Annotated in this window: 23 protein-coding genes; 6 read left to right on the plus strand and 17 right to left on the minus strand. The window is 37.7% G+C overall.

Features of this window, described 5'->3' with window-relative positions; all coding sequences use genetic code 11:
• Window positions 1–6 precede the first annotated feature (6 nt).
• From IGL56_RS06875 to IGL56_RS06885, 3 genes are all read right to left on the minus strand, one after another.
• On the minus strand, window positions 7–660 hold the full coding sequence (locus tag IGL56_RS06875) for a YpmS family protein (RefSeq protein WP_025189105.1): 654 nt from the start codon (window positions 658–660) through the stop codon (window positions 7–9).
• Window positions 653–1,552, minus strand: coding sequence for an SGNH/GDSL hydrolase family protein (locus tag IGL56_RS06880; protein ID WP_002385880.1), 900 nt, complete (start codon window positions 1,550–1,552; stop codon window positions 653–655). Before IGL56_RS06880 ends, IGL56_RS06875 begins: the two co-directional genes overlap by 8 nt.
• 103 nt (window positions 1,553–1,655) lie before the next feature.
• On the minus strand, window positions 1,656–2,498 hold the full coding sequence (locus tag IGL56_RS06885) for a DegV family protein (protein WP_002357444.1): 843 nt from the start codon (window positions 2,496–2,498) through the stop codon (window positions 1,656–1,658).
• A gap of 131 nt (window positions 2,499–2,629) precedes the next feature.
• Here IGL56_RS06885 and trhA point away from each other — a divergent pair, with 131 nt between their 5' ends.
• A complete protein-coding gene (gene trhA, locus IGL56_RS06890; protein ID WP_002357443.1) occupies window positions 2,630–3,283 on the plus strand; it encodes a PAQR family membrane homeostasis protein TrhA in 654 nt (217 codons plus the stop codon).
• A gap of 193 nt (window positions 3,284–3,476) precedes the next feature.
• On the plus strand, window positions 3,477–3,674 hold the full coding sequence (locus IGL56_RS06895) for a hypothetical protein (RefSeq protein ID WP_002360203.1): 198 nt from the start codon (window positions 3,477–3,479) through the stop codon (window positions 3,672–3,674).
• A 105-nt stretch (window positions 3,675–3,779) separates the two neighbouring features.
• Here the strand turns inward: IGL56_RS06895 and IGL56_RS06900 are convergent, their stop codons facing one another.
• The 9 genes from IGL56_RS06900 to IGL56_RS06940 form a co-directional block, all read right to left on the minus strand.
• Window positions 3,780–4,292: an adenine phosphoribosyltransferase gene (locus tag IGL56_RS06900; RefSeq protein WP_002357441.1), complete on the minus strand. Its 513-nt coding sequence runs from the start codon at window positions 4,290–4,292 to the stop codon at window positions 3,780–3,782.
• A 2-nt stretch (window positions 4,293–4,294) separates the two neighbouring features.
• On the minus strand, window positions 4,295–6,607 hold the full coding sequence (gene recJ / locus IGL56_RS06905; RefSeq protein WP_010815987.1) for a single-stranded-DNA-specific exonuclease RecJ: 2,313 nt from the start codon (window positions 6,605–6,607) through the stop codon (window positions 4,295–4,297).
• Between the two features lie 154 nt (window positions 6,608–6,761).
• The gene (locus tag IGL56_RS06910) at window positions 6,762–7,229 is read right to left on the minus strand and encodes a LapA family protein (RefSeq protein ID WP_002357439.1); all 468 of its coding nucleotides are present in this window, start codon (window positions 7,227–7,229) and stop codon (window positions 6,762–6,764) included.
• A 16-nt stretch (window positions 7,230–7,245) separates the two neighbouring features.
• Window positions 7,246–8,034 carry an SDR family NAD(P)-dependent oxidoreductase gene (locus tag IGL56_RS06915; protein ID WP_002357438.1) on the minus strand — a complete coding sequence of 263 codons (789 nt, stop codon included), beginning with the start codon at window positions 8,032–8,034 and terminating at the stop codon, window positions 7,246–7,248.
• The gene (rnz, locus tag IGL56_RS06920; protein WP_010815988.1) at window positions 8,035–8,976 is read right to left on the minus strand and encodes a ribonuclease Z; all 942 of its coding nucleotides are present in this window, start codon (window positions 8,974–8,976) and stop codon (window positions 8,035–8,037) included. It lies immediately after the preceding gene.
• A gap of 214 nt (window positions 8,977–9,190) precedes the next feature.
• Window positions 9,191–9,757: a hypothetical protein gene (locus tag IGL56_RS06925; protein ID WP_002357436.1), complete on the minus strand. Its 567-nt coding sequence runs from the start codon at window positions 9,755–9,757 to the stop codon at window positions 9,191–9,193.
• Between the two features lie 120 nt (window positions 9,758–9,877).
• The gene (locus IGL56_RS06930) at window positions 9,878–10,123 is read right to left on the minus strand and encodes a KH domain-containing protein (protein WP_002357435.1); all 246 of its coding nucleotides are present in this window, start codon (window positions 10,121–10,123) and stop codon (window positions 9,878–9,880) included.
• An 11-nt stretch (window positions 10,124–10,134) separates the two neighbouring features.
• Window positions 10,135–10,410, minus strand: coding sequence for a 30S ribosomal protein S16 (rpsP, locus tag IGL56_RS06935; RefSeq protein ID WP_002357434.1), 276 nt, complete (start codon window positions 10,408–10,410; stop codon window positions 10,135–10,137).
• Between the two features lie 146 nt (window positions 10,411–10,556).
• Window positions 10,557–11,360 carry a GNAT family N-acetyltransferase gene (locus IGL56_RS06940; RefSeq protein WP_002357433.1) on the minus strand — a complete coding sequence of 268 codons (804 nt, stop codon included), beginning with the start codon at window positions 11,358–11,360 and terminating at the stop codon, window positions 10,557–10,559.
• Between the two features lie 141 nt (window positions 11,361–11,501).
• On the opposite strand from IGL56_RS06940, the gene IGL56_RS06945 reads away from it, so the two are divergent.
• Window positions 11,502–12,056: an NADPH-dependent FMN reductase gene (locus IGL56_RS06945; RefSeq protein ID WP_002357432.1), complete on the plus strand. Its 555-nt coding sequence runs from the start codon at window positions 11,502–11,504 to the stop codon at window positions 12,054–12,056.
• Between the two features lie 117 nt (window positions 12,057–12,173).
• Window positions 12,174–12,929, plus strand: coding sequence for a MerR family transcriptional regulator (locus tag IGL56_RS06950; protein ID WP_430599708.1), 756 nt, complete (start codon window positions 12,174–12,176; stop codon window positions 12,927–12,929).
• 74 nt (window positions 12,930–13,003) lie between these two features.
• On the opposite strand, the gene ffh is transcribed toward IGL56_RS06950, so the two are convergent.
• The 3 genes from ffh to IGL56_RS06965 all read right to left on the minus strand — a co-directional run bounded on the left by ffh (window position 13,004) and on the right by IGL56_RS06965 (window position 15,313).
• The gene (ffh, locus tag IGL56_RS06955) at window positions 13,004–14,422 is read right to left on the minus strand and encodes a signal recognition particle protein (protein ID WP_002357430.1); all 1,419 of its coding nucleotides are present in this window, start codon (window positions 14,420–14,422) and stop codon (window positions 13,004–13,006) included.
• Between the two features lie 4 nt (window positions 14,423–14,426).
• Window positions 14,427–14,765: a putative DNA-binding protein gene (locus IGL56_RS06960; protein ID WP_002357429.1), complete on the minus strand. Its 339-nt coding sequence runs from the start codon at window positions 14,763–14,765 to the stop codon at window positions 14,427–14,429.
• Between the two features lie 83 nt (window positions 14,766–14,848).
• Window positions 14,849–15,313, minus strand: coding sequence for a DUF523 domain-containing protein (locus tag IGL56_RS06965; protein ID WP_065813697.1), 465 nt, complete (start codon window positions 15,311–15,313; stop codon window positions 14,849–14,851).
• A gap of 162 nt (window positions 15,314–15,475) precedes the next feature.
• Between IGL56_RS06965 and IGL56_RS06970 the strand changes: the two genes are divergently transcribed.
• A complete protein-coding gene (locus IGL56_RS06970) occupies window positions 15,476–16,186 on the plus strand; it encodes a response regulator transcription factor (protein ID WP_002357427.1) in 711 nt (236 codons plus the stop codon).
• The gene (gene pnpS, locus IGL56_RS06975; protein ID WP_002392419.1) at window positions 16,183–17,958 is read left to right on the plus strand and encodes a two-component system histidine kinase PnpS; all 1,776 of its coding nucleotides are present in this window, start codon (window positions 16,183–16,185) and stop codon (window positions 17,956–17,958) included. The genes IGL56_RS06970 and pnpS overlap by 4 nt, the downstream gene beginning before the upstream one ends.
• Before the next feature lie 41 nt (window positions 17,959–17,999).
• On the opposite strand, the gene IGL56_RS06980 is transcribed toward pnpS, so the two are convergent.
• Both IGL56_RS06980 and IGL56_RS06985 read right to left on the minus strand, forming a co-directional pair.
• Window positions 18,000–18,890, minus strand: coding sequence for a phosphate ABC transporter substrate-binding protein PstS family protein (locus IGL56_RS06980; protein ID WP_002357425.1), 891 nt, complete (start codon window positions 18,888–18,890; stop codon window positions 18,000–18,002).
• Window positions 18,891–19,000: 110 nt separating this feature from the next.
• Window positions 19,001–20,179 carry a pyridoxal phosphate-dependent aminotransferase gene (locus tag IGL56_RS06985; protein ID WP_002357424.1) on the minus strand — a complete coding sequence of 393 codons (1,179 nt, stop codon included), beginning with the start codon at window positions 20,177–20,179 and terminating at the stop codon, window positions 19,001–19,003.
• Between the last annotated feature and the right edge of the window lie 70 nt (window positions 20,180–20,249).

Here is a 20,249-nt window from a genome sequence, read left to right on the forward strand (position 1 = left end):
CCTTTTTTATTTCTCTTTTGGCAAGTATATATTCATCCGAATGTCATCGTCAACTAAATTAATCTTTTCTGCTCGAACAAATAGATCATTTTGCATTCTAAACTGATCTAAACGTAATAAAACAGTTTGATCATCTGGATTGATTTCAACCCATTTAGGTAGTTTGTAAGAACGTTTAGCAAATTTCAATACTTCTTTAATTGGCAAGCCTAACGTTCCTATAGATAAACTTTTTGCTTTTAATTGTACATTACCATTCGCCATCACGTAAGGATCAAAATATAAGTAAAAAGGAATGTCATGCCCTAACACCTGAAATGTTCCATTTAATAAAGCATCATTTTCTAAATAAAATTTATATTTGATCTCCGAACCTTTTTGAAAGTCGGCTAAATAAAAGTCAATCAGTTTGTTCACTTGTTGTTTTTTTGACTGAATGGTGACGACTGGCTCGCCTTCTTTTTCAACAATTGCTGGTATTTTCTTTAAATCTGGTTCGCGAACTTGTGTTGCTCGAAATGTCACGAAAGCTACACTACCAATGACTAAACCCACTAGAACAAGAAAAGCGATTTTCCAGGGATTTCGTTTAAGATTGGTTGGTTGTGTCTTTTTAATTGATTTACTTGTTTTTGGCTTTTCTTCATTCATTTTATTCACTACCTTCTGATTTTGTTATCCATTCTTTCTCTGTCTTGACCATTTCATCCCGGACAGCTCCGGCCATAATTTGGTAGCCAAGATTATTTGGATGGAAGCGATCTTCTTCATATAACAAATTGTTTAAATCCTCTTTGCTAGCACTACTTCCTGTAGTTTCTGAGTCGCCACCAGTTACGCCAACTTCATCGCCACGACCTTTATAGAGTAAATCATTGATAGGAATGAAATAGGCTCGTTTTTGCTCTTGAACCATTTCTTCGGTTGCTTGATTCCAGTTATCAACGATTTCTTGCATTTCTGTAATTTCGGAAAAGTTTAAGTAGAAGGGATTGTAAATTCCTAAGACATAAATAGGGGCCTTCTCGTTGTACTCTCGGATTTCTTCAAGTAGTCGTCTTACTCGGCGTTGATAGGCTTTTTGTGGACGATTGAACGAGCTGACTTTCAAGTCGAAAATATTACTACTAATTACTTTCATTAAGTCATTTCCACCAACCGTTAGCGTAATCACGTCCGCAGAGGCAAGGCCCTTTTGAATTTCAGGTTTCTCTTTGATTCGTTTTAAAATTTGATCACTACGATCCCCATTTTTCCCAAAATTGTCTGTTTGAACACCGTTCAAGTTGTAGTGTTCTTTTAAATCATCTGCCACAATAGGAACAAAACCTCCACTATTCGTCAAATCGCCAATTCCTTCAGTTAAAGAATCACCGATTGCTGTATAATGAATGACTTCTTTTTGATTTTTTTGAGCAGTTGTGGCCACTTTCTCTTGCTTTAATAGTGGCTTTGCTTTGGGGATGGCCACACTTAACAATGCAAAAACACCTAGCGCAATGAGGATAGGTGTTAAGACGGTCAGCAAAATATGCTGTGTTTGTTTTTTCATCTTCGTCACTTCCTTTTAAATAAACTAACAAGAAATTTTCCTTTTCTTGTTAGAAAGAGGTTGCGTCTACTCATTTAAGAGTGAGACCCAACCTCGTTATTTCTTAGTCTGTATAGTACATAATAGCAAAGGCATTTTTTCCTGTATGTGTTGCAATGACTGGATTCGTATGTAATACGGGAATATCCATGTCTTTAAAGATTGCTTGTAATCCTTCTTTGAATCCATTTGCTAGTTCTAGCCCATCCGCATGAGAAATGCCAATTTGTCGAACATTTGGAATCTTACTTAATTCTGATTTCAATTCGTCAAACCATTTATTAAACGTTTTAACGCCTCGGCCTTTCGCTACAGGAATCAATTCCGTATTTTCAAAGTCCATGACAACTTTCATATTAAAAATGTTTGATAATAATCCTGTTGTACGGCTGATTCGTCCACCTTTAACCAAATTATCCAATGTTGAAATGCCAATGTATAATTTAGTATTTTGTTTGACGCGTTCAATTTCAGCTAAAATTTCTGGAACACCCGCTCCCGCTTGTGCCAATTTTGCTGCTTGAATGACTTGGAAAGACAAACCTTGGTCTGTAAAATCGCTATCAATCACCGTTACTTTACTTGATGATAAGTTGCTAGCTTGACGGGCCGCTTCAACCGTTCCACTTAAGCCTTTTGTCATGTGAATCGAAATTACTTCACTGCCATCTTCACCTAAGCGATCATATAATTCTACAAATTCACCAATTGGTGGTTGACTCGTTTTGGGTAAGGCCTTCGCATTAGCCATCATGTCCATAAATTTTTCGCCTGGCAAATGATCATCATCTGGATAAACAACGCCATCAACCATAATTGATAAAGGCATCATATGGATATTTAATTCATCTCTAAGACTTTTTTCCATCGTACATGAAGAATCCGTTACGATTTTAACGTTTGTCATAAATTTATCACTCTTTCTTTAAAAGGAACCTGTTTTCATGGTAGAATACCATTAAACGGTTAATTATCTAGTTATAGTATAACAGACACTGCCGAATTTTTCATCAAATTAAAATAAAGGAAGTGAATTTATTGGAAAAAACGCATTTCTCAAAAAAATACCTAATCGTGAACGAAGTCTTGAATGCAGTTACACATGGCATAGGCGCAGGTTTAAGTATTGCTGGCTTAGTCATTTTACTTGTTAAAGGAGCTCGTTTAGGCTCACCGATTCACGTGGTATCTTATGCTATTTATGGCTCCATGTTGATTCTACTTTTTTTATCTTCAACGTTATTTCATAGTTTAATTTTTACAAGAGCCAAAAAGGTCTTTCAGGTCTTCGATCATAGTTCTATTTTCTTATTGATTGCTGGCAGCTATACGCCGTTTTGCTTAATTAGTATTGGCGGTTGGTTAGGTTGGACCTTATTTAGTTTAGTCTGGTTAATCGCCATCGTCGGTATTGTCTATAAATCCCTCACGTTGCATAAACAAGAAACAGTGAAAAACATTTCAACGATTATTTATATTGTTTTAGGTTGGCTCTGTATCATCGCTGCTCGTCCGTTATATGAATCTCTTGGATTTACAGGAACAGCGTTATTGGTCGCAGGAGGCGTGTCTTACACATTAGGTGCAGCCTTCTATTCATTGAAAAATGTGCGGTTTATGCATGTGGTTTGGCACTTGTTCGTCATGCTTGCAGCGATCCTCATGTATTTTTCTGTTCTCTTTTATACGTAATCACAGCACAATAAGAACACGATGCTCAAAGCATCGTGTTCTTTTATTGCCCTAAATCTCTTTATTATAAAGGATTATTCTTCTTTTCGAATTATTTTAACATAAATTAGTAGAAAAGACTTTACAAAACGAACACACATTCGTATAATAACAATACGAACACTCGTTCGAATCAAATGAAGAGGTGATACACATGGAAGCAATTCGTCGTGTTGGATTTTTATTTTTTGTATTGGTTATAGGTATTTTTTTGGGAACATTAGGATTACGTCTTGCTTTTATGATCGTGACGCCGTTATTTATTCTTTGGTTTATGTCATGGGATGAGAAGCGTTATACACGTACACGTAAACAACAGCAAGCAAGATACGTTTATCGTAAGTTCCCTTAATAAATAATAAAACGGTGTGTTCCCCCCAAGCTACGCTCCGTTTTTATAAATATGTCAAAGAAAGAGCGAAGGATTAAATCCTTCGCTCTTTCTAATTAAATTAGATTAGTATTCCATTAAGGTAACAATATCGTAGCCATCAATTTTATCGCGGCCATGTAAATCCATTAATTCAATTAGGAACGCACAACCAACCACAATACCACCTAATTGTTCGACTAATTCGATGGTTGCTTTAATTGTACCACCAGTTGCTAACAAGTCATCACAAATCAAAACACGTTGGCCTGGTGTGATGGCATCTTTGTGCAACGTTAATGTATCTGAACCATATTCTAAGTCATAAGTCACTTCGATGGTTTCACGAGGAAGTTTTCCTTTTTTACGAACCGGAGCAAAGCCAACTCCTAGTTCATAAGCCACTGGACAGCCGACAATAAAGCCACGAGCTTCCGGTCCTACAACCATATCAATTCTTTTTTCTTTCGCGTAATCCACGATTTGTTTCGTTGCTTCACGATAGGCATCCCCATTAGCCATTAATGGAGAAATGTCACGGAACACGATCCCTTTCTCAGGATAATCTGGAATGCTTGCAATGTAATCTCTTAAATCCATTTTTATTTGTCCTCCTCATTCCACAGCCATTGTTGTATTGTTTGACAATCACTGTAAAGTAGAAATTCTTCTGTTTTTATTTTTTTCAATCGTTGTTGGTACACTTGACTTTCAGTCAATGGTCGATTGTCGGGTTTCTCAATACTGTTTAAAACACCGCTTTCTATTGTAACAAATCCTAAGTCAAAAAACACCTGTATCATGAAAATTAATAATTTTTCTTGGATATTTAAGTAATTTGCCACCTTCGATAGCTGGGAACGTAGATTTACTTCTTTTTGCTGCAAAATAAATTTATACAATGTTGCAAATTGTTCACGTGAAGCCATACCGTTTAAATAAGCTTCTTCTGGTGAAATAAACATCATGTATATACGTTGTATCTCAGTTGCTTCAACAATTTCTTTAACCGTGATTGCTTCCACAGGACAGTCGACAAAAACCAGTTGTTCGATTTGATTTTGAGAAACAGCTTCCACCAATTCTTCTTGGTTTGACCAAACAATAATATTAGCGGTTGGATCTGAAATGAATTTTTGATTTTTTTCATCAAACAAAAGATAAGCTGTTGCTTCTGAAGGAATTGGTTTCGTTTGATTATTTTTGCCACGAAAATCAAATAATTGTCTTCCCGATACAGCAAAATCAGTCACCATTAATTGTGGTTTCTTACGACCATTCCATTCATTGATGGAAAGTTGGCCTGCCACATCGGCGGTTCCTTGTGCTAGTTCATCCGCTTGAGGCCCCATTTGAAAAGCAATTGCATCCAATTGTGCCCCTTCTTGATTCATTTGAAATTTCAGATGTGCATTATCTGCACCAATTTGCCGAATTTGCGTAGGCGTGATTTCCTTAAATACAAAAGTTGGCACAGTATTATCAGTCCCAAAAGGCGCCAAAATACGCAATTGATCAATAAAAGCAGTCGTTGCCTGCGAAACCGCTAAGCTCTCACTAATGAGTAACTCTTGTCCATTAGCCATATCAATTTGATTTTTTTCAATAAAGTGTACCAGATGTTCTTGAACAAAAGGAATATTTTCAACAGGTAAAGTCATTCCCGCTGCCATATGATGCCCACCAAAATGAGTGAATTGCTCACGCACTTCGTTCAACGCCTCATAGAGATTCAATGCGCTAATGCTACGTCCAGAGCCTTTAGCGGTCGTACCAGATTCATCTATTGCTAAAATAATGGTTGGTTTCCCCGTTTCTTGCATAATGCGGCCCGCGACAATCCCTAAGACGCCTTCATGCCAGCCTTGTTTCGCTAAAATATGGACCGGCGCATTCGGGTCGATTAAATCCAGCGCTTCTTTGGCAATCGTCGTTACAATGTCTTTTCGTTCATTGTTTTGTTGATCAATATATTTAGCGATTTCCAGCGCTTGCTCTTCATCAAATGTAGTCATTAATTCAACACCTGGTGCGGCTTCCCCTAATCGACCTAATGCGTTTAAACGAGGTCCAATGGTAAAGCCAATTGATTCTTCTGAAACAGCTTCCTTTTTCACACCCGCTTCTTGTAGTAAAACGTCTAAACCAATTCGATCACCAGTTTGAATGATTTGAAGGCCCATTTTGACAAACGTTCTATTTTCATCGGTTAATGAAACCAAGTCAGCAATCGTCCCAATTGCTACCAAATCTAATAACTCAATTGGCAATTCACCAAGTAACGCAGTAGCGACTTTGAAAGCCACGCCAACACCAGCTAAATCTCCAAAAGGATAGGCTCCTTGTGGATGTCTAGGGTGGACAATCGCATAGGCTTCTGGTAATTGTTCAGGCAATTCATGATGGTCAGTAACGATTACATCTACCCCTTGAGCCATAGCGTAGCTAATTGCTTCATGTCCGGCTACACCATTATCAACGGTTACAATTAATTGGACTCCTTGTTCAATTTGTTCAGCAAATACGTCTTTATTAGGCCCATATCCATGAACAAAACGATTCGGTAGAAAGTACTGAACCATGCCACCGACTAATTCGATTGCTTCTTTCATAACCGTGGTACTAGTGATGCCATCTGCATCATAATCCCCATAGACAAGGATTTGTTCACCCGCTTCGACGGCTTGCTGGATGCGGGCTACCGCTTTCTCCATATCATGCATTAAGAACGGATCATAAATATCTTCGATAGTCGGATGTAGAAACTTACGTAATGCTTCTTCTGTCCGGATATTGCGGTGCCATAAAAGTTGGCCAATTAATGGATTAATTTCTTCTTTTTTTAATTGTTCTATAAATTCTACAGGTAATTCTGTCTTTGTCTGTAACTGCCATTGATAGTTTGATTTTTTCACGACGTCACTCCTAACCAAGTAATTATAGCAAAATTTTTCCAAAAACTAAAGAAAGCATTTTTTTAAATCTGAGAAAAAAACTGTGATATCTGTTAGATAAATAGCAGATATCACAGTTTTATTTTAAAAGAAACTTAGCGATAAAGTCTCTTCCTTATTTTTGTTCCTCTTCATTCACACGAGGTTTCACATAACGATCAATACGACTACCTGACACAGGCGTTGCGTCTACTTCTGTGTTTGATGTTTGTTCGTTGACCACTGGTTCTGCGACTTGTGGTGCTGCCGCTTGTTTGGCTTGCAAATCAGCCAATTGATTATCAAAAGAACGTTGAACTTTTTCCGTTTCTTCTTTGACTAATTTATCCATATCATTTTTATAAATATCCAACTCTTTTTGTACAGCTTTTAATTCCTTACGTTGGTTCCAAATGGTGGTTGTGGAGGTTAGTAATCCAACTAGTGCGCCAATAATTGCAGAACCTAAAATAATTAAGATTAACGGTCCACTAATTTTAGTAAAACCAAAGTTTACTGGAACAGCTTGATTATTTAAAACAGCAAAAATAACAACAATTAAGACCAACACAAGGCCCAAAATAACACGCCATTGATTTTTCATGACTTGATCGACTCCTTTATTTTTTATTTAAAATATTTCCTGCTATGAAATCTCCTAAATGTGGAAACAATGTATAAAAGCGGGCAGCCGCTTCCATGACAAACGGACGATTAATCTCACGTCGAGAAGTCCCCATACTCCCAACCACTTCTTTCGCTAATTTCGTAGGGTCTAAAACAATTTTATCCACCGCAGCTAGATAAGTGCCTGTCGGGTCCGCCTTATCAAAGAATTCTGTTTGGATTGGTCCTGGATTGACAGTCGTTACTGCTACACCCAACGGTTTCAATTCTAAACGTAAAGCATTTGAAAAACCTAACACAGCAAATTTTGTTGCAGAATAAACGGTTGATTTAGCTGTAGCCATCTTCCCAGCCATTGAAGCAACGTTGATAATATGTCCTTGCCCAGCTTCAATCATTTTAATAGCTACTTTTTGAGTAAACGTCATCATTCCTAGAACGTTGACATCAAACATTTGGCGTGCAACAGCCAAGTCAATTTCAACAAAATTTTCAAACAAGCCAAAACCAGCATTGTTGACTAAAACATCTATAGGACCAACTTCTGCTGAAATAGCTTCAACCACACGTTCAACACTTTCTGGATCGGCAATATCTAATTGATAAGAAAATGCTTCTCGTCCGCTTAAAACAGCACACTGCTCGCGAACTTTACCAATCAAATTAATTCTGCGGGCGCAGACAACGACGACCGCCCCTTGTTTAGCTGCTTCATAACAAATTTGTTCACCTAAACCAGCTGAACCTCCAGTTACGACAACGACTTTATTTGTTAAATCCATCTAAGCTCCTCCTTCATTGGCAAATGGAATCTCAATGATATCCATATCTTTTACGATTTTTGTATTGGGGAAAATTTCTTGGGCTTCTTCTTGAAGCTGATAGGCCTCTTTGGTTAAATAACGGGCACTAATATGCGTTAAGATAAGTTGTTTTACTTGCGCTTCTTTTGCAACTTCAGCTGCTTGTTGACTGGTTGAGTGGAAGTAGGCTTTTGCCATTTTTGCTTCGTGTTTATTAAACGTACTTTCATGGACTAAAACATCCGCTCGTTGTGCTAAGGTTACACTATTTTTAGTTTTGCGAGTGTCTCCTAAAATCGTCACGATTCGTCCAGGTTTACGCTCTCCCACAAACGCTTGTCCATTAATTTCCTGTCCATCAAAAACAATCGTTTCACCACGTTTGAGTTTGCCATACAATGGCCCAGAAGGAATCCCTAAAGCTTGAAGTTTCTCTACTTGTAATTCTCCTTCATGCGCTGCTTCCTCAATTCGATAGCCAAAGCTCGTGATGCCATGGTCCAAGATATTACAGCGAACAGTGAATTGTTTATCTTTAAAAATAACGTCATTTGCTTTCGTTAATTCAATAAATTTCAGTGGATAGGACAACCGCGATTGCGAGACCCGTAAAGAAGTCTTGACAAAATCAGCAATCCCAACTGGTCCATAGATTTCTAAAGGTTCTGTCCCGCCCTGAAAAGAACGACTACTTAACAAACCAGGTAAACCAAAAATATGATCCCCATGTAAATGTGTAATAAAAATCTTTTCAATTTTTCTTGGGCGAATACTACTTTTTAAAATTTGCAATTGAGTCCCTTCACCACAATCGAAGAGCCAAACTGCATTTCGTTCATCTAATAATTTCAACGCAATCCCTGTGACATTGCGATGTTTTGCTGGCACACCAGCGCCTGTTCCTAAAAATTGTATTTCCATCTGCTACCATACTTTCTTTTAAACTTCCTTTTTATTTTAGAAGAAGTTTGCTCCTTTAGCAAATAATAATTTATCTATTTTCTCAAAGTTTTCTTCTTAGTTTACCGTATTTTACGATAAAATAACAAAAAATTAGCAAACTACCATAAAAAACCGTGATTTCTTAGTATTTTAAAAGACTGTTTTCCTTTATTCAGAAAACAGTCTTTGCTCCTTATTCTTCTTTCGATGTTGCTTCTTTGTGTTGTTCTTTTTTTGCTTGCCACGATTGTTTCGCTTCATTTGCAACTTCGTTCGCATCGTTAATTTCTTGTTGGACTTCCTCTAAATCAAGCCGCGTGATTTCGCCACCTAAGTCAAACATAACCAATTGGTTGAGCGGACGGTTGTCTTCTTCTTCTGCAATTAATAACAATCCCGTTTGTCCTTCATCAATCTTTTGAATCACATGTTCAAAAACCGTTTGTGCTTCTTGAATTTCTTTGGCGTCTTTGCTTGCACCATACATACTTCCAGCAAACCAGCCAAAAAGAATGCCCAGAGGACCACCTAATATGCCTACTAGCATCCCAATCATGCTATCTTTTGATGTATGATTGTTGCCTGTAAAATCGATAAAATCATTGATTTTAAATTGATGCTGGCCATCATTAACATGCGTAACAACCGCCATTTGCTCACCTTTAAGCTGTCTTTCTGCCTGCATCTTTTTTATTTCGGAAAATGCTTGGTACGATTTACTTTCAATATCAAAGTTCATAATGATAATTCGTTTTGCCATACAAATCGCTCCTTTATTCTGGATACATCTATTTTAGCAAGAAAGGCCTATCTCTAGCAATGAAAACTTTTTGGTTATGTATAAAAAAAGAAGATAGCTAGGCTACCTCCTTGTTAATGCTTATTTACCATCAAGAATATTTAAACGGACCTTTTTCGGACCATCGATACGTACACTATAAACAATTGTCCGAATTGCTTTTGCAACACGCCCTTGTTTACCAATGATACGTCCAATATCTTCTTTGGCCACAGTCAAATTATACTCGAGGAAATCAGTTGATTCCTCAATTTCTAATGAGACTGCTTCAGGTTGACTGACTAACGGACGGACAATAGTTAAAATTAACTCTTTCACATCTGCCATATTCAATCACCTTATTTCTTAACGTTTTTAGCTTCATGATGTTTTTTCATAACGCCTTCTTTTGAAAGGATGTTACGAACTGTATCAGAAGGTTGCGCACCTTTAGATAACCAATCTAAAACTAAATCTTCTTTTAAAACTACTTCTGCAGGGTCTTTCAAAGGGTTGTAAGTACCTACAGTTTCGATGAAACGTCCATCACGAGGAGAACGAGAATCAGCTACTACAATACGGTAAAAAGGACTCTTTTTAGAACCCATACGTTTTAAACGAATTTTAACTGCCATTATTAAATACACCTCCATTAACTTAATCACAAGAGTTAGTTTAACAGATTAACAACAACCTGTAAAGAGTTTTTTCTTGACACCTTTACTTTTTTTCAATTTTTTTAGCCAATTTGCAGGAAAACAAACGAAATAATGAAGAATTTTTACAAAATTTGATAATAGTTGTACTGGTTTCTCACTTGAAAGCCTTCTGTTTGATAGAGATGAAGCGCTGCTTGATTTTCTGTTTCAACTTCTAAAAAAATAGTCGCTGAAGCTGAATTTTCTAAAATCATTCGGAGCGCAGACTGTAACACTTGACGGCCAAGACCGCGACCTCGTTGCGTTTTTGTCACAACAAAGCCATAAATCCCCCATTCGTTTTCAAAATGATCCAAACGTAGCGTGGCTAAAAGTTGATTGTTTTCTTTATAAATAAGTGTTCGTTGAAGGTCCTCCGGCAAAGGCGTACCTTCGAGTAACCTAGCCAAGGAATCCAAATCAGCCACTTGTGGTCGGAGAAGTGTCAGCTTCGCCAACGCCTGTGAGTAAGTTTCTCTTTGAAAAACCAGATACTGTTCTGAAAAAGCTGGCACAATTCCTTGTCTATTAAAATAATTCAGGCCAACAGATTGCTTGTCGTCCATCACGAGAAAGACTTCTTTCATTCCCCACAAAGCTGCTTGCTTTTCGAGTTCTTGAACAAGTTCTTCAAAAAATGGTCCTACATTTGGCGCAACAATCGTCGCTTCCAAGGTTTCCCCATCAAAACAATACCCTACGATATATGCTTGAATGGTTTGTTCCTTCCTGTATAAACCATAATAAGTATAAGCTGATTCCTCAGGAAATGTTTGTTCCAATTTATAAAAAGTTCCTTGTTTAATCATTTCCTTGTTTTTTAATTCAGTCAATGTTTGTTTCTCCAACGGTGTTAACTGTCGGCGCCAATTTATTTTTTTATTCAAGCAGTTGCTCCTTTACTCATCCTTTTACTAGCTATTATACGTGAAGTTACGAAGTTCAACAATGTACAAGGATAAAACGTTTGCGCTTTTTTTGGAAAAGTACTATCATAAAGTAAGTAAAAGAAAAATGGAGGGATTTACATGACAAAAAAAATTGGTATTTTTGTAGGGAGTTTAAGAAAAGATTCATTTAACAAATTGGTAGCAAAAACAATGGCGGACTTATTTCCAGCTGATTTCGAACCTGTTTTCATTAACATAGGTGATTTAGAATTATACAATCAAGATTTGGATGATGAAGGAACCCCCACCGAAGCTTGGACAACATTCCGTGAAGAAGTTAAACAAGTAGATGGCGTAATGTTTGTAACACCAGAATATAACCGTTCAGTACCAGCTGTTTTAAAAAATGCATTGGATGTCGGTTCACGTCCGTATGGCGAAAGCGTTTGGGATAAAAAACCAGGACTTGTGGTGAGTGTTTCACCAGGTGCAATTAGCGGATTTGGTGCGAACCATCATTTAAGACAATCATTAGTCTTCTTAAATGTTCCAACTTTACAACAACCTGAAGCCTATATTGGCGGTATTACGAACTTAATTGGTGAAGATGGTAAAATTATTGATGGCACTGTTGGCTTCTTACAATCAATTGTAGATGCTTACGTGGATTTCTTTAATCGCTTAACTGCCTAATTGAATCAATCGAGAAAAAGTGAGGCAACTTTTTACAGGTTGTCTCACTTTTTTTATTTTTTTGCTTGACCTTCTCGTTACGTAAAGGTTTATGATAGATTTTGTCAGGAGGAATGAATGATGGAATATACAATTAAAAAAATGGCTTCACTATCTGGCGTCAGTGCACGGACGTTACGATATTATGATGAAATTGGTCTTCTTCAACGAGCCAGAATTAATTCTTCTGGTTATCGAATTTACGGGCAAGCCGAGGTGAATCGTTTGCAACAAATTCTTTTTTACCGTGAATTGGATCTGAAACTAGATGAAATTAAAGAAATTTTGGAGCAACCTGACTTTAATGTTGAACAGGCTTTATACGAGCATCAACAAAAACTATTGGAAAAGCGCAATGAAATTGATCGTCTTTTAGCCTCTGTTCAACAAACCTTACACCATTACAAAGGAGAGATAAACATGTCAGATCAGCAAAAATTCGAAGCATTCAAACAACAAAAAGTTCAAGAAAACGAAGAAAAATATGGTAAAGAGATTCGGGAAAAATATGGCAACGAAACGATTGAACAAGCCAACAAAAAATATTTAAACTTGACGGAAAAAGACATGCAAGCAATGCAGAACGTGGAAAAAGATTTATTTTCTAAGTTAGCCATGTATCAAAAATCACCCAAATTGACTAGCCAACTTGCGCAAGAAATTTTCCAATTACACAAAGATTGGTTAATGTACTCTTGGTCAAGCTATTCGCCAGAAGCACATAAAGGGTTAGGGCTTATGTATGTTGGTGATGAACGATTTACGTCATATTATGAACAACACGGCGCTGGTTTTGCCGAAGCGTTAAACGCAATTATCCAAAACTACGCTTAAACAGAAAGTGCGCCATCAGTCTCTTCGACTGATAGCGCACTTTCTGTTTCTTCCAATAATTAACTAAAGCCTGTTTATCTTTTTTTCTTTTTCTTCTTTTTGTTTTTCTTCATCATACGATTCATGGCCATTTTACCTAGCTTGCCTTTAACGCCGCCACCTAGCATTTGATCCATACCAGGAATGTTCATATCCCCTTTGGACATTTGTTGCATCATTTTTTTGGATTCTTTAAATTGTTTAATCATACGATTGACTTCAACCACACTATTTCCTGAACCAGCTGCAATTCTGCGGCGGCGACTAGGATTTAATAGATCAGGATTTTCACGTTCTGCAGGGGTCATTGATAGGACCATCGCCCGTTTCCGTGCCACATCTTTTGGATCGACTTTGACATTTTCAATACCAGGCATGTTACTCATTCCAGGGATCATTTTTAATAAGTCTTCAATCGGTCCCATGCCCATAACTTGATCCAATTGCTCAATAAAATCGTTAAAGTCAAAACTGTTTTCTTTCATTTTTTGAGCAAGTTCTTCTGCTTTTTTCTCATCGTAATCTTGTTGCGCTTTTTCAATTAGCGTCAACATGTCCCCCATACCTAGGATACGACTCGACATACGATCGGGATGGAAAATTTCTAAATCGGTTAATTTTTCACCAGAACCGACAAATTTAATCGGAGCGCCCGTTACTGCCCGAATTGACAGCGCAGCCCCCCCACGAGTATCGCCGTCCATTTTGGTAATAACAACCCCAGTAATTCCAAGCTGTTCATTAAAACTATCTGCAACGTTGACAGCATCTTGCCCCGTCATCGCATCAACAACTAACAGAATTTCATTGGGATTAGTCAACTCTTTAATTTGTTTCAATTCGTCCATTAAAGCTTCATCAATGTGCAAGCGGCCGGCCGTATCAATTAAGACATAATCATTTTTCTTTTCTTTTGCTAATGCTAACCCTTGACGAACAATTTCCACTGGATTAGCATCTGTTCCCATATCAAAAACGGGAACTTCTAATTGTTGACCTAAAACCTTCAACTGATCAATCGCTGCTGGACGATAAACGTCACCAGCGATTAAAAGAGGACGAGCGTTTTCAGTTTTCATTAAGTGTTTGGCTAATTTACCAGTAAAAGTTGTTTTACCAGCCCCTTGTAACCCTGTCATCATAATCACTGTCGGGATTTTTGGAGATTTATTCAGTTCAACCGTTTCTGAACCTAACGTTTTCGTTAATTCTTCATCAACAATTTTTACAATTTGTTGGGCTGGTGATAAGCTTTCTAATACTTCGACTCCTACTGCCCGTTCTCTGACACGTTTTGTGAAATCTTTGACCACTTGTAAATTAACGTCGGCTTCTAATAAAGCCAAACGGATTTCTCGCATCATTTCTTTTACGTCGGCTTCGGAAACTTTTCCCTTACGACGGATTTTACTCATTGCCTGTTGTAGGCGGTTTGTTAAACTCTCAAAAGCCATAGTTTCATTCCTCTATTTCTTGAATTTGTTCAATATATTTTTTGATTTCACTATCTTTGGGATAAGTTTCTTGAACATACTGCTGTAGTTGTTCAAGATATTCTTTCCGTACAACATAGTTTGAATAAAGATGTAACTTTTTTTCATATTCTTCTAAAATTTTTTCGGTTCGTTTAATGTTATCATAAACCGCTTGGCGACTAACCTCATATTCTTCCGCAATTTCTCCTAAAGAAAAGTCATCAGCATAGTAAAGCTCCATATAATTCATCTGCTTTTCCGTTAATAATGTCGAATAAAATTCAAATAACGCATTCATGCGGTTTGTTTTTTCCATTTCCATGAGCCGTGCTCCCATCTTCAATCCCTTATAGGTTACCGATTTCATAGGGAATAGTCAATCTTTTTTTACTAAGTTTTTACCTTTTAAAAAGAAATGTCCGCAAGTTGCCATGTTTCTTCAGAATAAACGGTCATTCCTTGTTGAATAAAATAAGCAGTTGCCACCCCAACTCCAGCTTTTTTAATGCCAGAAAATTGTCCATCATAAATCAGCTGGCTGCCACAGCTGGGACTTTTTTCTTTCAAAATCAAGGTTGTAATTTGTTGAGTTTTTAATTTTTGATACGCGCGTTGTGCCCCTACTTTAAATGCCTCAGTCACATCTTCCCCGTTATCCGTATATACATAAGCAGTATTCGCCCAAACATCAAAGCCATCCCCGCCAATGATTTCTGCTGGCGGACGTGGAATAGGCAACTCTCCTAAAACTTCGGGACAAATCATTATTGCTTTTCCATTAGTTACAAGTTGTTTTAACGCTTCTTGTTCTTGAGATTTTCCATCGTAACGGCAACAAATCCCACCTAAGCAACTACTAATACCAATCATTCGCTTCTCCTCATTTCATTTCTCTATTATACCATGAGTTGACTTTTCTCAAAAGTAGCATTCTCGCTTACTTTAAAGTACGTTCTTCCTCTAAAAATATGTTAAACTAACAATAGTGAAATATACACTTATTTTCAGAAATTTCTTGAAGGAGTTATGTAAATGAAAAAAGTTCTTGTCGTCGATGATGAACCATCGATTTTAACTTTGTTAACCTTTAATTTGGAAAAAGAAGGCTATCAGGTGACTACTTCCGAAGATGGTAAAAACGGCTTCGAATTAGCTTTGTCTAATCAATATGATTTTATAATTTTAGATGTAATGCTTCCTGGTATGGATGGCTTAGAAATTACCAAAGCACTTCGTCGAGAAAAAATTGACACGCCTATTTTGATTTTAACTGCCAAAGATGAACAAGTAGATAAAATCATCGGCTTAGAAATTGGGGCAGATGATTATTTAACAAAACCTTTTAGTCCCAGAGAAGTCCTAGCACGCATGAAAGCTATTTTTCGTCGTTTGAAACCTACCACGACCGAAACGCTTCAAGAGGACACACCTAAAGCTCCGCTTGTGATTGGCGAGATTCGTGTAGATGAACAAAATTATGAAGTCTTTGTGCGCAATCAGCCCATTGAGCTAACACCGAAAGAATTTGAATTACTCGTTTACTTCATGAAACGCAAAGATCGGGTCATTAATCGGGAAACCTTGTTGGAACGAATTTGGCAATATGACTTCGCTGGACAAAGTCGCATCGTCGATGTCCACATTAGTCATTTACGTGATAAAATCGAGCCCGATCCCAAACGGCCCGTTTACTTAGTAACTGTCCGTGGCTTTGGCTACCGTTTTCAGGAGCCAAAACGATGAAAAAGAGACTGCGGATTGAATATTTTTTAGTTGCGGCAGTCATGCTTTTATTATTTGTCGGGAGTATTGCAGCGACCAATTTTTTCTTTCAAAAAGAAATGGTTGCTCAGCAAGAAACCTATTTAAGAAGAAAAAATACCCTTTTAACAGACCAGTTGCCCCCTTCCGTTTTCGAAAAAGGGCAACTGACAAACCAACAACAACTCCTTGTCACCCATGCGTTAGATGATGCAGAAGAACGGGTAACTTTGTTGCAAAAAAATGGTACCGTCTTTTTTGACAGCAGCCAAAATGAACCGCTAGAGTCGCACAAAAAACGACCTGAAATCGCTGCGGTTCTATCAGGAGCTACCTATGGTTCAGCTTTACGAAAGAGTAAAACGTTAAATAAAGAACTTCTGTACGTTGCCACGCCTGTTTTAAAATCAGGAGAAATCGTTGGTATTATTCGGATTTCGGAACAAACCGCGCTATTTTCTAAAAATATCCAATCTTTTCGTCGCTATATTATCTTTACATTTGGCATCTTGTTCCTACTAATTACCTTGTTTATCTTTTTATTGTTACGGCAAAAAAATCAACCGCTAGTGACTGTCTTACCGATTCTGAAACGAATGCTTAAACATCCAGATGAAAATCGATCCATTATCCAGCAATCTTCTGAATGGAATGAACTTTACGAAACTATTAACTTACTGAGTCAACAAGTAAGTCAAACGTATAAAGCGTATACGTCTGCGGATGAGCAATTTCACGAACTTTTAGATGAGTTGATGATTGGTGTCTTTATCATTGATACGCAAGGACGGCTTCGTCTGTTGAACCCTAAAATGCAGGAAATGTTAGGACTCTCTGCTAAAAATATGCAAAGCAATTATCTTGAAGTGATTCAAGACGCCGATTTGATTCATTTAATCCATCAAGTCGTCGCTGAAAAAAACAGCTTACATCAAGAAATCACTGTGACACAGGGACCAACACCTTTACGCTTAGATCTTTCTCTTCGTTACTTGGATGATCAAAGTGCCAATGATTATCAAGTATTAGGAATTGCCTATGATTTAACGCGCGTTCGCCAACTAGAAAAAATGCAAAAAGATTTTGTATCAAACGTGTCTCATGAATTAAAAACGCCTGTCACTTCTCTTTTAGGCTTTACCGAGACACTCATAGATGGCGCCAAAGAAGATCCGAAAGTCCTTGATCAATTTTTGCACATCATGCAAAAAGATGCCCAGCGTCTGCAACAATTAATTCAAGAAATTTTAGAACTTTCTCGGGGCAGTGCAACAATTCCTTATGCAGAACAAGAAATTACTTTAGAAAAATTTATTACAGAAATTCTCGGTTCTTATCAGCAACAATTGGCAGCAAAACAGCTGAAAACAGTCGTTCATGGTCTGCCAGAGAGCCAGTTTTTCACCAAATACGAATTGTTTTATCCAATCGTGAAGAATCTAATTGAAAATGCCATTCAGTATTCCCAAAAAAATGGTCAGATTACTATTTCTTATGCTATAGAAAATCAGCAATTACGTTTATCTGTTCAAGATACTGGCATTGGCATTAGTCAAAAAGACCAAGAACGGATCTTTGAACGGTTCTATCGTGTCGATAAAGCACGTAGCCGTCATTCTGGTGGCACCGGTCTAGGTCTAGCTATTGTCCAAAATTACACAGAATTATTAGGCGGTAAAATCGCCATTGATAGTCACTTAGGCTTAGGGACCACTTTTACAATCACCTTGCCTTTAACAAAAAAAGAAGCCTAAAAAAACTCAGCCAATCCTGTTTATTGGCTGAGTTTTTTTGTTTATTTTTCAGTTACTTTTCCATTTACATCTCGTTCTACTTGCATGTCTGTGATGGCTAAATAACCTAAGTCTTTGACAATTGTCTTTTGAACATCATCGGTGACCATATAGTCTAAGAAGGCTTTTACTTCTTTATTAGGCTCCCCTTTTGTATACATATGTTCATAAGACCAGATTTTCCATGAATTGTCTTTCACGTGTTCTTCTTTTGGTTCAACACCATCAATGCTTAAGGCAACGGTGGAATCATCCATATAAGAAAAAGCTAAATAGCTGATTGCTCCTGGTGTTTGTTCAACAATTTTACGAACTGTTCCCGAAGAATCTTGTTCTTGTGATTGAACTGGTTTAGCTCCATCTAAGCCCCATTTTTCAAATGTTGCTCGGGTGCCACTTCCGTTTGCGCGGTTTATTACGACGATTTCTTGATCTTTGCCGCCCACTTCTTTCCAGTTTTTGACTTTGCCAGTAAAGACATCAATCAATTGTTGCTTTGTTAAATTCTTCACGCCGACTTCTTTGTTGACCACTGGTCCCATACCGACCACGGCCACCCGATGATCGACTAATTTAGAGGCATCCACGCCATCTTTCTCTTCGGCAAACACATCGGAATTTCCAATGGTCACTGCGCCATCTGCAACTTGCGAAAGTCCTGTTCCGCTGCCGCCACCTTGGACAGAAACTGTATAATTAGGATGTTCTTGTGTAAATTGATCTTTCGCAGCATCTACTAACGGTTGTAAAGCGGTGGAACCAACAGCGACAATTTTAACTGGTTTGTTACTATCCGCTTCGCTGGATTTTTCAGTTGTGCCTCCTTGAGCTCCGCACCCAGTTAATAATAACCCTAGACTCAGCATAGTTGCTGCAATTACACGTTTTTTCATCTTTGCACTTCCTTTTCAATTAGTTACAAGTTTAGTCTACCAAGACTCTGTTAATTCTGTTTCAATTAAATGTAAATAAAAGGTAAAGGTGTGTAAAGAATCTATAAAGGCTAGCGCGTTACGCGTTGTGTCGCCATGTAATGTGCGATTCGTTCCATGGCCGTTGTTAATTTATCCATATCGGACGCATAACTAATTCGGACGTATCCTTCTGCTTCTGGACCAAAAGAAATACCTGGAATCAACGCTACTGCTTCTTTTTGCGCTAAATCAATACAAAATTTCATAGAATCTTGTTCATAACCAGTAGGAATCTTAGCAAAAATATAAAAGGCGCCATTTGGACGCGCAACCTCAAACCCCAATTGAGTCATCTGTTCATAAACAAAATCGCGCCGTTTCCGATACTCTTCTTTCATAATTTCAGCATCATGCATTCCTTCGATTAAGGCACGAACAGCCGCTTTTTGAGACACTGTTGCAGCCGCAGTAACTAAATACTGATGAACTTTAATGATCTCCGCTGTTAAAATCGCTGGTGCAAAAATAAAGCCAATCCGCCAGCCTGTCATGGCATGTGATTTCGACAAACCGTTAATTAAAATCGTTTGGTCACGTAACATTTCAGCAATCGAAACATGACTCTCATCATAAGTTAACTCACTATAAATTTCATCACTAATCACAAAAATGTCGTATTTTTTTAGAACATCAGCAATTGCTTGCAACTCTTGGCGGTTATAGGTGACACCAGTTGGGTTGCTAGGATAATTTAAAATAATTGCTTTGACTTGTTCCCCATGCTCGGCCATTGCCGCTTCAATCATTTCAGGGGTCAAGACAAAATCATTGTCTCGTGTATCCAAATATACCGGTTCCGCCCCCGCCAATGTAATAATTGGTTCATACCCTGGGTAAATAGGTGCTGGCAATAGCACTTTGTCACCTTGTTCTAAAATTGCTAATAACGAAGCTGAAATCGCTTCTGTTGCTCCAACTGTTACTAAAATTTCTGTCCCAGGCTGGTAAGTCAAATGGTACTTTTCTTTCATAAAATAAGCGGCTGCTTCACGGACATCTAATAAACCAGACATCCCTGTATAATGAGAAAAATTCGCATCAATTGCTTCTTTGGCTGCTTTTTTGACATGCTCAGGTGTGTTAAAATCCGGCTCTCCTAGCGTTAATTTTAAAATACCTTCAATTCCTGAGACTTGTTCGTCAAATTGACGAATTAAAGAAACAGCAATTTTATTTACTTGACGATTAAAACGATTGGTTAAATCCATTTAGCTTCACTCCTTCAGTTGACGTTATAGTAGCACAAATTGACCGTAAAATGAATGATTTTCTCATTGT

The sequence above is a fragment of the Enterococcus sp. DIV1316a genome (genome assembly GCF_050536915.1).
GTDB lineage: Bacteria > Bacillota > Bacilli > Lactobacillales > Enterococcaceae > Enterococcus > Enterococcus faecalis.

Excerpts from the sequence above, each read along its gene's own strand:
- IGL56_RS06880 (WP_002385880.1), bottom strand. The coding sequence starts at position 1,552 with ATGAAAAAACAAACACAGCATATTTTGCTGACCGTCTTAACACCTATC.
- IGL56_RS06885 (WP_002357444.1), bottom strand. The coding sequence starts at position 2,498 with ATGACAAACGTTAAAATCGTAACGGATTCTTCATGTACGATGGAAAAA.
- IGL56_RS06895 (WP_002360203.1), top strand. The coding sequence starts at position 3,477 with ATGGAAGCAATTCGTCGTGTTGGATTTTTATTTTTTGTATTGGTTATA.
- IGL56_RS06900 (WP_002357441.1), bottom strand. The coding sequence starts at position 4,292 with ATGGATTTAAGAGATTACATTGCAAGCATTCCAGATTATCCTGAGAAA.
- IGL56_RS06910 (WP_002357439.1), bottom strand. The coding sequence starts at position 7,229 with ATGAAAAATCAATGGCGTGTTATTTTGGGCCTTGTGTTGGTCTTAATT.
- IGL56_RS06915 (WP_002357438.1), bottom strand. The coding sequence starts at position 8,034 with ATGGATTTAACAAATAAAGTCGTTGTCGTAACTGGAGGTTCAGCTGGT.
- rnz (WP_010815988.1), bottom strand. The coding sequence starts at position 8,976 with ATGGAAATACAATTTTTAGGAACAGGCGCTGGTGTGCCAGCAAAACAT.
- IGL56_RS06925 (WP_002357436.1), bottom strand. The coding sequence starts at position 9,757 with ATGGCAAAACGAATTATCATTATGAACTTTGATATTGAAAGTAAATCG.
- IGL56_RS06930 (WP_002357435.1), bottom strand. The coding sequence starts at position 10,123 with ATGGCAGATGTGAAAGAGTTAATTTTAACTATTGTCCGTCCGTTAGTC.
- rpsP (WP_002357434.1), bottom strand. The coding sequence starts at position 10,410 with ATGGCAGTTAAAATTCGTTTAAAACGTATGGGTTCTAAAAAGAGTCCT.
- IGL56_RS06945 (WP_002357432.1), top strand. The coding sequence starts at position 11,502 with ATGACAAAAAAAATTGGTATTTTTGTAGGGAGTTTAAGAAAAGATTCA.
- IGL56_RS06950 (WP_430599708.1), top strand. The coding sequence starts at position 12,174 with ATGATGGAATATACAATTAAAAAAATGGCTTCACTATCTGGCGTCAGT.
- ffh (WP_002357430.1), bottom strand. The coding sequence starts at position 14,422 with ATGGCTTTTGAGAGTTTAACAAACCGCCTACAACAGGCAATGAGTAAA.
- IGL56_RS06960 (WP_002357429.1), bottom strand. The coding sequence starts at position 14,765 with ATGGAAATGGAAAAAACAAACCGCATGAATGCGTTATTTGAATTTTAT.
- IGL56_RS06965 (WP_065813697.1), bottom strand. The coding sequence starts at position 15,313 with ATGATTGGTATTAGTAGTTGCTTAGGTGGGATTTGTTGCCGTTACGAT.
- IGL56_RS06970 (WP_002357427.1), top strand. The coding sequence starts at position 15,476 with ATGAAAAAAGTTCTTGTCGTCGATGATGAACCATCGATTTTAACTTTG.
- pnpS (WP_002392419.1), top strand. The coding sequence starts at position 16,183 with ATGAAAAAGAGACTGCGGATTGAATATTTTTTAGTTGCGGCAGTCATG.
- IGL56_RS06980 (WP_002357425.1), bottom strand. The coding sequence starts at position 18,890 with ATGAAAAAACGTGTAATTGCAGCAACTATGCTGAGTCTAGGGTTATTA.
- IGL56_RS06985 (WP_002357424.1), bottom strand. The coding sequence starts at position 20,179 with ATGGATTTAACCAATCGTTTTAATCGTCAAGTAAATAAAATTGCTGTT.